The sequence below is a fragment of the Nocardioides sp. Root190 genome (assembly GCF_001428565.1).
In the GTDB taxonomy this organism is placed as follows: Bacteria; Actinomycetota; Actinomycetes; order Propionibacteriales; family Nocardioidaceae; genus Nocardioides.
Genome location: NZ_LMIA01000005.1, coordinates 1 through 10,226 on the forward strand (window position 1 = coordinate 1; position 10,226 = coordinate 10,226).

Annotated in this window: 12 protein-coding genes; 7 read left to right on the forward strand and 5 right to left on the reverse strand. The window is 64.1% G+C overall.

What is annotated here, in order from left to right; translation table 11 throughout:
- The first annotated feature begins 768 nt into the window (after positions 1–768).
- Both ASE01_RS04275 and ASE01_RS04280 read left to right on the forward strand, forming a co-directional pair.
- Positions 769–1,035 (forward strand): hypothetical protein, encoded by a 267-nt coding sequence (locus ASE01_RS04275; RefSeq protein WP_056748811.1) that lies wholly within the window; start codon positions 769–771, stop codon positions 1,033–1,035.
- Positions 1,036–1,168: 133 nt separating this feature from the next.
- Positions 1,169–1,399: a hypothetical protein gene (locus tag ASE01_RS04280; protein WP_157537086.1), complete on the forward strand. Its 231-nt coding sequence runs from the start codon at positions 1,169–1,171 to the stop codon at positions 1,397–1,399.
- A gap of 738 nt (positions 1,400–2,137) precedes the next feature.
- Here the strand turns inward: ASE01_RS04280 and ASE01_RS04285 are convergent.
- On the reverse strand, positions 2,138–2,401 hold the full coding sequence (locus ASE01_RS04285) for a hypothetical protein (protein WP_056748814.1): 264 nt from the start codon (positions 2,399–2,401) through the stop codon (positions 2,138–2,140).
- 309 nt (positions 2,402–2,710) lie between these two features.
- On the opposite strand from ASE01_RS04285, the gene ASE01_RS04290 reads away from it, so the two are divergent.
- Positions 2,711–3,436 carry a hypothetical protein gene (locus ASE01_RS04290; protein WP_056748817.1) on the forward strand — a complete coding sequence of 242 codons (726 nt, stop codon included), beginning with the start codon at positions 2,711–2,713 and terminating at the stop codon, positions 3,434–3,436.
- Between the two features lie 87 nt (positions 3,437–3,523).
- Here the strand turns inward: ASE01_RS04290 and ASE01_RS24265 are convergent, their stop codons facing one another.
- Complete coding sequence (locus tag ASE01_RS24265) at positions 3,524–3,937, reverse strand: hypothetical protein (RefSeq protein WP_157537087.1); 414 nt, start codon at positions 3,935–3,937, stop codon at positions 3,524–3,526.
- 139 nt (positions 3,938–4,076) lie between these two features.
- On the opposite strand from ASE01_RS24265, the gene ASE01_RS24270 reads away from it, so the two are divergent.
- Both ASE01_RS24270 and ASE01_RS04300 read left to right on the forward strand, forming a co-directional pair.
- A complete protein-coding gene (locus ASE01_RS24270) occupies positions 4,077–4,646 on the forward strand; it encodes a DUF6461 domain-containing protein (protein WP_157537088.1) in 570 nt (189 codons plus the stop codon).
- 527 nt (positions 4,647–5,173) lie between these two features.
- The gene (locus ASE01_RS04300) at positions 5,174–6,601 is read left to right on the forward strand and encodes a DUF6461 domain-containing protein (protein ID WP_235535860.1); all 1,428 of its coding nucleotides are present in this window, start codon (positions 5,174–5,176) and stop codon (positions 6,599–6,601) included.
- A 189-nt stretch (positions 6,602–6,790) separates the two neighbouring features.
- On the opposite strand, the gene ASE01_RS24275 is transcribed toward ASE01_RS04300, so the two are convergent.
- Entirely contained in the window at positions 6,791–6,994 is a 204-nt protein-coding gene (locus tag ASE01_RS24275; protein ID WP_157537089.1) for a hypothetical protein, read from the reverse strand.
- Positions 6,995–7,100: 106 nt separating this feature from the next.
- Between ASE01_RS24275 and ASE01_RS04305 the strand changes: the two genes are divergently transcribed.
- Entirely contained in the window at positions 7,101–8,009 is a 909-nt protein-coding gene (locus ASE01_RS04305) for a tyrosine-type recombinase/integrase (RefSeq protein WP_056748822.1), read from the forward strand.
- A gap of 69 nt (positions 8,010–8,078) precedes the next feature.
- On the opposite strand, the gene ASE01_RS04310 is transcribed toward ASE01_RS04305, so the two are convergent.
- Positions 8,079–8,360: a hypothetical protein gene (locus ASE01_RS04310; RefSeq protein WP_056748823.1), complete on the reverse strand. Its 282-nt coding sequence runs from the start codon at positions 8,358–8,360 to the stop codon at positions 8,079–8,081.
- A 212-nt stretch (positions 8,361–8,572) separates the two neighbouring features.
- Here ASE01_RS04310 and ASE01_RS04315 point away from each other — a divergent pair, with 212 nt between their 5' ends.
- Complete coding sequence (locus ASE01_RS04315) at positions 8,573–9,133, forward strand: hypothetical protein (RefSeq protein WP_157537090.1); 561 nt, start codon at positions 8,573–8,575, stop codon at positions 9,131–9,133.
- Positions 9,134–9,232: 99 nt separating this feature from the next.
- On the opposite strand, the gene ASE01_RS04320 is transcribed toward ASE01_RS04315, so the two are convergent.
- A complete protein-coding gene (locus tag ASE01_RS04320; protein ID WP_056748825.1) occupies positions 9,233–9,499 on the reverse strand; it encodes a hypothetical protein in 267 nt (88 codons plus the stop codon).
- Positions 9,500–10,226: the final 727 nt, after the last annotated feature.

A 10,226-nucleotide genomic window follows, 5' to 3' on the forward strand; every position in this document is an offset into this window, starting at 1 on the left:
GGACAGCGTGGGCAGCCGCAATCAGAGCGACGGACCGGGCGCCTGGACCGAGCCTTGCCAGACACCGGTCCTGAGGTCAATGAAACAAGTAGCCGCTGACCGGACGACCCTCAGCGTTCGCCACGTCGGCCATGCGGAAGTGACATGACATTCTCTTTCTATGGCTCGCCGTCCACGGTTCCGGTACCCAGGTAGTCGCTGGTCTCGCCGCATCTCGTTCTCTGGCTCTCAAGCGTGGGACCTGTTCGCCCGAGATTGCGCGTCCCAAGCCAGCATCTGTCGGATCGGGCCCAACGTCGACGCGCTCAGTATCGAGGTCGAGAACACTCGCCTCGTTCTTCACGTATGTGTCTTGAAAGAGGGTGCGGCGACAGACGCCGACCTTGAAGCCATCCGTCTCGAGCTCGAGGAGATGCTTGACCACGTAGTTCCGAGACCCAAGGTGTCACTCGAGACGACCGTAGGCGTCACTGGTCCTGAGTGGGACGGCTGGTGGCACATGAGCGTCTACAGGCGGCACTGGAGCGCATACGAGGGGCAGCCAGGCCTCGGGTCAGCCCTGACCCCTCTCGAGCCGTAACCGGCATCACCGCGCCCCTGAAGCTGTCTGCCTGTTCCACCGAACGGTGCGCCCGGATCCGCTCGCTGTCGGGGCGGGACGACCGACCATGCCGCTGTCGGAGCGGAACGCCCGACCATGCCGTTGAGCTCGCGGATCGTCTCGACGGTCGGCCGCTGAATCAAGGGTGAGGTGCGACCATTGAGTCCATGGCCCATGCACCTGGCGAATCCGGCGAGATCTTCGTGGGCACCATCTATGAGGACTGTGCGTACCACCCAGTCCTCTGCACTGCCGTTCACGACGATGGATCGGTCAGCGGCATCTCCCTCATCGACTCCTCCGAGCCCAGGAACTGCGCGCCGGTCGGCTGCGGCGCATTTCCACTCTCAGTCGACGACATCGTCCTCGCTCTGCGGGACTTCGAGGCCTACGTGGCTCGCCGTACTGAGGATCTCAGGGCCGAGGTGGAGTAGCACACGGCCGCCGCTCGCTCATGCCGCTGTCGGAGCAGGACCGCGCGCCACGCACATAGTTGTGAAGTGTCGAGGCACTAGGGTCGAGCGGGTAAGCGACGACGGAGAGCCGGGGGCAAGGATGGATGACTGGTTGAAGATCTTGCTGCTCACCTACGGGCTGCCCTTGCTGGCGATCGCTGACATGTTCCGCTTTCGGCCGGCGACCTGGGCAAAGGCCCGGCAAAGCCGTCCGCTCTGGGTTGTCCTGGTGATGCTGCTGAGCCTTCTCGGTGTTCTGCTGTATGCAACGGGACCCCGTCTGGTTCTCCACCGAACTGTGCGCAAGTTGCGCGAGCAGGCCCGAGGCGCTGCTGTCGCATAGAGCCGGGTGAAGTCGGCACCCAGCGTGCTCGGTGCCAAGACTCCAGCACCCCCCTTGCCGCTGTCGGAGCGGAACGCCCGACCATTACGACGATGTCGGTAAGTCTCGGCCTAGACGGCGTATCAAGGAAGAAGAAGGCTCAGTCCAGGTAAGAGATTCGCCAAGCACTCGATTCCTGGACGAACCGCCAGGTATTGAAGCCAACCGTCGCGGTCGCCTTCCCGCCATTCACCTTGATCGACTCGATGGCAATGTCGATATAAGGAGACCCCATCGTTACAGCTCCTTCAAGCTACAAGGCGCAACTGGGACGCAGTTCGGCGAGTTCGGGATCTGGGCCAGCGCTGCCATCCAGAATGTGTCTGGCCCCCTCAGTCATCTGATCCTGCAGGGCCCGGCTCTGGAGCGCGCAGGCATCCTCGAATCGAGCCTCGCCCACAGCGGATTTCCATTGCGTGTAGGCGTCCGCGATCTGTTCGACGTCGCTCGGGGGCGTCTCCGATACCGCCGGATCCCCGTCTTCTGAACCACAACCCGAGACCGCTGCAATCGCCGTCACCGCCGCAACAGCGCCACGACTGAACTCGATCCAAGCAAGAGGCACCCCCGCAACGTATCGACGGGTGCAGGAGTCGCGCGTCCAAACGCACTGACTGTCCTCAACAACAGGACTGCGCCGCGCCGGTGTACCGACGTGGGCCGCCGGCACCTACTTTGACGCCGAGAAGTCCTCGTTCTTCAGCCCGCACTTTTTCGGGTTGGCTCCGGCAACACTGTCAGCCAGTTGGGGTCCGTCACGGCAGCACGGTAGGCGCCATATGCCGCCCGGACGTCAGTCGGCATCGTCGCGGGGTCGAGGTAACTCACAGCGTCCGCGATCACATAGAACGGGTCGCCGCCAGAGTCGAAAGCCGACTGCATCATGGCCAGCCCCCGCGCATCAGTGGCAGCCTGATCGCGCACCACCGCGAACAGTCGCTGAGCGAGCTGGTCGTCGTCCATGCTGCGTTTCCCTTCGGATGAGAAGGAACCGGGCGCCTATCCCAGCGGTGAAGTGGGGGCTACCCGGTTCCAGGAGTGGGGCCGTATCCCCAGCTGTTCGCCGAGGCCGCGCCCCAACTCCAATCTCAATGTAGAACCGCGGGCTGTCACTCGCCTAGGAGATATTGAACGGGGAGCACTTCCCCTGGGTTCCAGAGGCGCTTGCCGACTCGCTGTTCAATACGCCGGGACCTGCCGAGAGTCGAGCGTCACGCCACTCACGTGAAAAGGGCACCCCTTGAAGTAGGCAACAGGGAGACAATGTGTGACGTGAGCGACGACAACGACTTCTTCAGCCAGATGCAGTTGCTGGTGCTGGAAGGCAGTTCGCTCTTCGAGTTCCCGATGGGCAGCACGGACCTACTGCCAAGCGGCAATGTTCACCACGGCCCATGGAGTCCCACTGACTGCGCGTGCGTCCTCGACGCTTGGTACTCGGAAGACTGGCTTACGCTCGTGGTGGACCAAGGCCACGCGGACGCACTGGGCGCTCCTGAGTGGTGGCAGCGCACCGTTGCCGACGCTGAGGACCCTCGCTTTCGCCAGCTGAGCCCCGGCGACGCGACCAGGCTGTTGCGCTTCCCCGCCAAGTGGTTACCAGGAACACCGGACGGAAACGTCATGGTCTGCCAGACGAAGACTGGCGAAGCGACCAAGGCTGAAATGTGGGACCAAGTCGCAGAAGCTGCCTTGTCGACCGTGGCGCGGAAGACCCCTCGCTTCTTTCGGCGGCCCTGGAGCGAGGTTCGCGGTGACTCTCACTCCGACTGGGGCACCTGCGTCTACTACTTCTGGACTCTGGACGGCGTGGTTGAGCAGCAAATCGAGCGCTACGCGAGGGGAATGACTCTGGCGTATGACCGGTACCACCCGGAAGACGAGTTTGGATTCATGACGACAGAACCGCTTGTTCCCGCCGAGGACTGGGAGCCGTTTGCGATCTCGATGGAGACGTATCAGGCCGAGACCAACGTGAGGCCGTCCAACCGCCGCTGAGGGCGACCACACCCAACGGGCGATGGCTCGCGCTGTGTCGGCCCTGGGTGATTGGCCCAGCGCCCGACCATGCCGCTGACGGTGCTGTCAGACCTCGGGGGCAAGGAGCCAGCGGGCGAAGCGTTCTTGTTCGGCTTCAGGCATGCGCCAGGTGGCCTGCTCGATCCAGCGGACGGTTGCGCGACCGCAGATGCGTGATCCCTCGTACATGCGGAGTACGTCGCCGGGTTGCACGTCGAGCCACGCTGGGACCTGCTCGAAGAACATAGGTACGATCACTGCCCGAGTCGATTCCCCAGGCTCGACGTCGGCCTTGGCGAAACCCAAGACAGGAGCTCCGGTCTGGTCGCCGTCAGGCCAACCTGGGAGGCCCCAGTTTGGCCGGTAGGTGAATCGGTTCTCCGGATCAGCTCCACCCAACAGCGGTGTCGTCCGCCCACCTTCGGCAGTGGAGACGAAATCGAGGTCTATGCCGATCGCCAGGGTGCTCAACGGCTCCATGTCGGCAGAGTACGGCTCTGACTGCGTGCGCGCTCATGCCGCTGTCGAACGGAGCGACAGTGGCGGCTGCGGGGGCGAACCAATGCTCGAGTGCCCCAAATCGACGGCACCTTCGTTTATGCCGTGAAAGGCTGACCTCATGGCAGACCGATCAACCTACGGGTGGGTTCTCGAAGACGCGGTGGGCGTAGCCTGCTGCATCACCGTTGTAGCTGGAATCGATTCTGACGAGGCGTTGCGACGGTTCGGAGCTGACACGTCGAGGCCACTGGATCCGAGTGTCGAAGCCGACGATGCTGAGGCGTACGGATGGTCCATTTCAGTGGCCGCGGCGCCGGGTGGGGTCGTGGCAGTCGAGCCGAATGGCTTCCAGGGCTCTCGCGAGGACGTTCTCCTTCGTGTAGCGGGCAACAGCGTGGCAGCAAGCGTGTTCTGGAACGTCAACGATGACAATTCCTTCGTCGCCGTTCGCGACGGAGCGGTCGTGGTCGACGTCGACATGTACGACTTCCTCGACGCTGACGACGCCGACGTACTCAATGACCTCGCTCTACCCGCTGCTCTACGCGCTCTCTGTATTCAAGCTGCCGAAGTTGACGAATCACCGTGGCCTACCGGCCTCGCCATGGCAGAGACCTTTACTGGCGTAGCGATCCCGCGCGATGCGGTGGTCGAACTGACCGCTCTGTATCCGCTACCTCAACGCTGAGCCCTGCGAAAAAGCCCGACAAGTAGCCGCTGTCGGAGCAGGATCTTCGAAGAGGCGGAACGGGTTTCGCGGGTTGCAGCTATGACCGGCGGCGGGGGTCACCACTGCTGCGACGGGCGCGGCGGTGACGGTTCCTGGTTGCACGCAGCAGTGCACTACCGGCGACCAGGAATCCGCCAAGCAATACCAAGCTGCGCGCGGCCCAGAGCGTTTCCATGGACTCGACCCTGCCGACCGGCACGAAGAGCAGGCGAGCCGCAACCCCAACACCGCGGCCCCGAGGCGTCAGATCCTCACCAGCGAGATCGACAGCCAGATTCACGAGCAGGAGCCCCGTCCCGATTGCCACCAAGCCCACCGTCAACATCAGCCTCAGGTGCCGGCTCGCCAATGCTCGAAAGCCGTTGGGATTCACATACTGGATCCTTGCAGAGCGGACCGCCCTCCCTAGATATCGAGCGCCAGAGTCGGATACGGGCGCGGCCACCTCGCCCGACCATGCCGCTGTCGGAGCGGAACGCCCGACCATGCCGCCGATCGGTCGCTTCGATGAGCGAGCGCGGTATCGTTGGACCCATGACGGACTCCGAGCATCGGCGGCGCCTGCTTGTGCCGGGAAAGGCGGCGGGCTGAGTCGGCGCGAAGGTACGGTTCCCTTCGTGCCAGCTTCGCCTGATTCGTATCGATGGTTACGTTCCTCGGTGTTGGCGGAAGCAGCCTGCATCACGGTCGTGTCCTCAAGCCGCGAAGATGAAGTGCTCAGAGCTTTTGGCGCGAGCCGCGAGGTTTGGTCCGCGACGGCGCTGAACGGCGGATCAGTCGGGGATGCCTGGATCGACTCTTCCAATTGGCCCGACTCGTCCTACTGGGCGTGGTTTGCTCGCTCATCCGAACCTGCGGATGCGGCCCTTGTCGTTGAGCACAACGGGTATCAAGGCTCGCGACCAGAAGTGATTCGCGCGGCATCGAAAGCAAGCGCGGCCGGCAAGGCGGCCAGCGCCTTCTGGAACGTCAATGGCATGGTCATCTTCGTTTGCGCGCGCAAGGGCAAAGTCGTCGCTTCGATCAACTTGTCGACGATCGACCCAGAAGACGAGGACGCAGGAGAAGGACTTCCCAGGGCGTTGAAGCGTCTGGTGCGGGCGTCCGGGGATGACGTCGACCCTGAGGCCATCGCTCTAGCCATGGTCGAGGAGTTCACCGGAATCTGCGTCGACCCGGGGGTCCTGGGTTCCGGTGAGATTCGGGAGATCACGCCGCTTCCGGACGACCTAGACCCGTACGACGCTGACTATCTTCCGTCTCATCTGAAGGACTACCCGGACTTGGTCGACCTCCTGCTCGCGCTGGACCCCGAACGTCAGCGTGTCATCTCGAAGGCAGCCACGCGTATAGCGGTCGCAGAGGCCGGAATGAGCGCAGAGCCGTCGATAGCGGAGGTACTCGACGACTTTGACCGCCTCGCGGTGCCGGGCTCCAACCCAGGCGTCGGGCTCCTGGATGGAGCCATCGCCCGACGCTCAGACGAGCTCAGCTTGAGGGAGATCGACACGGGCGTCTACGGCTGCATCGAGCTTTATCACGTCTTCCAACAGGCGTGGGCGGTGAACGCGATTCGACAATCGACGAACACGAACCCGTTGTCGGCCGCGTTGGCCTGCTGCAACTCCGCGATCGTGGCGGCAAGTTGCGCAAAGCTCGAGCGCGGCGAGCAGCTTGTAGAGGACGAGCGGGGAGGGCGATTAGTCGAAACACATGATCCGACCGCTGCACGAACAGCGGCAGTGGTGAACGCCCTCACAGCCATGGCTCGGGATGACTCACCGACCTGGGCACAGCACCTAGCAGGCCTTCCCGCGCCGCTCACCACTGCGGAGCGAGAGAGAGCCATCGCCGACGACCGGCGTCGCGAAGCCGCCGGCGACTTCACCGAATACAAGATCGTCAACGACTGACAGCGACCAGACCATGCTGCGTGGTCGGGCACAACAGCGCCGTTGAGCTCGCATCGATCCGCAATCGCGATCGACCATCCCGCGTCGGGCGACCTCCACGGCGCTCACGGAAACGGTCGACTAGGCCCACGCAAATGAACATCCGCCCGACCATGCCGCTGCCGCTGTCGGAGCCGCCCGGCGCATCGACTATGAGAGAAAGAGCCGTCGGTTCGCCCTTGACGCAATCTGCAATCCCACGACGATGCCAACCGCCCAGGCAATCAGGACTCCCCAGGCGGGCGCGTCTAGCAACTCGGCCAAGCCCGCAAAGGCTGCGCCACAGAGAAACGCAATGACGACGCCGACGAAGTGCAGAGCTTTGGGTCCTTCCGGACGTCGCTCGTTGGACATGCGCCGACTGTAGTGGCCGATCCGGGAGCCCAGCCGTGGCCGCTGTCGGAGCGTGACGAGCCGATGGCGTCTTGACGTCCGCTGGCATGGGTGTGCCAGTAATGGGATGGACACTGCACTCGTCACATCTACCGACTCAGCGAACGCATCGCTGAAGATCGCCACCGTTGCCTACCTTGCCCGGTTCAAGGGGCAAACGCGGACCCACGCCGATTCCGACCTCCGCGCGTTCCTCGCATGGTGCCAGCGGCAGAACCTCGACCCTCTCGAGGCCCGCCGTCCCCACATCGAGCTCTACTTGCGCTGGATGCAGGAAGTTGCCCACTACAAGCCCTCGACAGTGTCACGGCGGCTGTCGATACTGACCGGCTTCTACCGGATCTGCGTCATCGACGCCGTCCTTCCAGCCTCGCCCGCCGAGTACGTCCGCCGCCCCAGGGTGCCCAGCGAATCACCCACACTGGGTCTGAACCACCTGCAGTTCGAAGCGATGTTGAGCGCCGGCCGTACCTCTGCGAACGTCAATGACTTCGCACTTGTGTCGATGCTCGGGCTTCTCGGCCTGCGGATCTTCGAGGCAACCGCAGCCAACATCGAAGCACTCGAAGAAGTTCATGGCCACCGCGTCCTGCGCGTACATGGCAAGGGCGACAAGATCGCGCTCGTCCCGCTACCGCCGGCTGTTGGGCGTGCGATAGACCGGGCCGTCGAGGACCGCACCGGAGGAGCGATTCTCCGTAGCCGCACAGGCAACCGCATGGACCGTCACTGCGCCACCCGACGACTCCGCGCCCTGGCGAAGGGAGCCGGGGTCGCCACCGCCCGGATGCACCCCCACATGCTCCGACACACCTTCGTCACCACGATGCTCGACGCCGGGGTCGACCTTCGCGACGTGCAGATCGCAGCCAGGCACGCAGACCCCCGAACGACCATGCGCTACGACCGAGCCCGAAAGAACCTGGATCGTCACCCGAACTACATCCTCGCCGCCTTCATGGCCTCCGCGACCTGAAGGAACCAACATGCTCGAGGGGCCCCGCGGATGCCGGCGTCCATGACAGGGCGTGCGTCGTCGGCCCGGTCATCGACGCTTCGGCTCGCCCCGCTTCCACCAGTCGCGCAACGGCTGATCATCAATCAGGCTTACTGTGAACTCGACATCGTCGAGGTTGCAGAACTTCCAGAGCTCTTTCGCAGCTCGGCTGTACTGAAAGATCACCTGGTCGACGCCGAAAGCATCTAGCTCGCCAGCGCGAAACCGGTCGACCCCCGCGGCTACGCGTTGGACGAGCTCCGCCAGCTGTGTTTTGTGGTAGAACGCCACCTTCTCCTGCGCTGCCTGCCTCACCGAGTTGCCGGTCATGCGTCGACGCTAGCGACCCCCGGCGCCTACAGGAACCCTGGCAAGGAACCACGACTCAGACTCTTCCGCACAGCTCAGCGTCTTCCGCTCCGACAGCGGCATGGTCGGGCGTCCCGTCCGACAGCGGCACGGTCGGGCGTCCTGCTCCGGAGGCCCAGGTGGACCCAGCCGATAGTCCACCGTCGCCCCTGAGCCAGCCATAGGCTGCACGCGTGCGCGCCCCCATGAGCAGCAGACGTCCCAGCAGGCCCCGACTCGCCGTGTACGTGACCGTCGCAGCCCTTGTCGTCCTCACCTCGTGCGGTGACGAGGACTCCGGCCAGGGCGGACCGGATAGTCCGGCGAGGAAGGCGGACGGTTTGGTCGCGACGCTGCCGGACAACAGCCGGGTGACGCTGAACCCCACCGCGGTTCAGTGTGTCCCTAGCGAGGAGGACCCTGATGTGGAGGTCCTAGAGATTTTCGCTGACCTCCCGGGTGCCCGTCTTCACATTCAGGCCGTCCCGACGGACGAGGCTAGGTCCTTCGATCTGCCTATTGACGCCGGTGACTACGAGTCGGGGGCCGAGAACATCAGCGTGTTTATCGGAGCTCCCCCCGACGTCGAGGCGTCGAGCGCGGAGGAAGAGTCGTCGGGCACCCTCGAGTTGCTGCGTGCGTCATGCGCCCCCGAGACGCTGGAGTTCAAGATCGATGCGACGTTGGGTTCAGAGACCGCTGATGACGGAGCTGTCCGAGTGCAGGGCCACCTCGTAGCTGCCGGCGAGCAATGAACGGCCGGATCGCAGCGCAACAGTCATCGTTTGCGGGGCCTAGTGGCGGGGTTGTGGTTCGGCCCTGACGGCGGCAGGAGCGTCCGGCGGCCGTGCCCCCTACTCCGCCTCGGCCCTGAGCTCCTCAGTACGGCGAGCCACGTAGGCCTCGAAGTTCCGCAGAGCCAGGACGATGTCGTCGACAGCGAGTGGGACTGCGCCACAGCCGTCCGGCGCGCAGTTCCTGGGCTCCGAGGCGTCAATGAGGGAGATGCCGCTGACCGATCCATCGTCGTGAACGGCGGTGCAGAGCACCGGGTGGTACGCACAGTCCTCATAGATGGTGCCCACGACGATCTCGCCGGATTCGCTAGGAGCCTGGGCCATGGACTCATGCTCGCATCCTCACCCTTGATCCAAGCGGTCGACGTCGGCACGAGGCTCCGCCGGCGACTTGTACGTACGGATTGTCGGCCCGGTACATATGGTCAGACCATGACTCGCCGGATCACCTTCTTCGTGTCGGCGGCCTAACGGCAGGGCGACTCCTGGCGGTTGGCTGGCGAGTTCGGGCTCGGACCTCTGGCGCCGGATGACACCTTCGACGGCGTCTTTCATCAAGACGAGCGCACGGAGGATCTGAGAACTGTCCGGATCACCCGATTCGGCGGACGCACAATCGTCGTCGAAGGACCACCGGACATGGCACTTCGAGCGGGCGACATCCTGTTCGGCGAACGCGAAGGATCCGCCGACGAACCTCCTGCCTGTCCTGCGGCATACCGCAAGGATGACGACACCGACTGCCAAGAGCATGCGCAGCCCGGCGGTGATCAACCCACCCTTTGCGGAATTCCCGCTGCGGAGGTTGTGATGTACCGGCACCTCTTCACAGGTAGCTCTCCGAGCGACTGCCCGATCTGCGCCGTCAGAATCTGGGCCCTCCCGACCTAGAGCGACAGCGGCATGGTCGGGCGTTCGCTCCGACAGCGGCATGGTCGGGCGTTCCGTCCCGACAGCGGCTACTTGTTTCATTGACCTCAGGACCGGTGTCTGGCAAGGCTCGGTCCAGGCGCCCGGTCCGTCGCTCTGATTGCGGCTGCCCACGCTGTCC

Bases quoted from the DNA above. Each gene is read 5' to 3' on its own strand.
- ASE01_RS04275 (WP_056748811.1), top strand. From the start codon at position 769: ATGGCCCATGCACCTGGCGAATCCGGCGAGATCTTCGTGGGCACCATC.
- ASE01_RS04285 (WP_056748814.1), bottom strand. From the start codon at position 2,401: ATGGACGACGACCAGCTCGCTCAGCGACTGTTCGCGGTGGTGCGCGAT.
- ASE01_RS24265 (WP_157537087.1), bottom strand. From the start codon at position 3,937: ATGGAGCCGTTGAGCACCCTGGCGATCGGCATAGACCTCGATTTCGTC.
- ASE01_RS24270 (WP_157537088.1), top strand. From the start codon at position 4,077: ATGGCAGACCGATCAACCTACGGGTGGGTTCTCGAAGACGCGGTGGGC.
- ASE01_RS04300 (WP_235535860.1), top strand. From the start codon at position 5,174: ATGCCGCCGATCGGTCGCTTCGATGAGCGAGCGCGGTATCGTTGGACC.
- ASE01_RS24275 (WP_157537089.1), bottom strand. From the start codon at position 6,994: ATGTCCAACGAGCGACGTCCGGAAGGACCCAAAGCTCTGCACTTCGTC.
- ASE01_RS04305 (WP_056748822.1), top strand. From the start codon at position 7,101: ATGGACACTGCACTCGTCACATCTACCGACTCAGCGAACGCATCGCTG.
- ASE01_RS04310 (WP_056748823.1), bottom strand. From the start codon at position 8,360: ATGACCGGCAACTCGGTGAGGCAGGCAGCGCAGGAGAAGGTGGCGTTC.
- ASE01_RS04320 (WP_056748825.1), bottom strand. From the start codon at position 9,499: ATGGCCCAGGCTCCTAGCGAATCCGGCGAGATCGTCGTGGGCACCATC.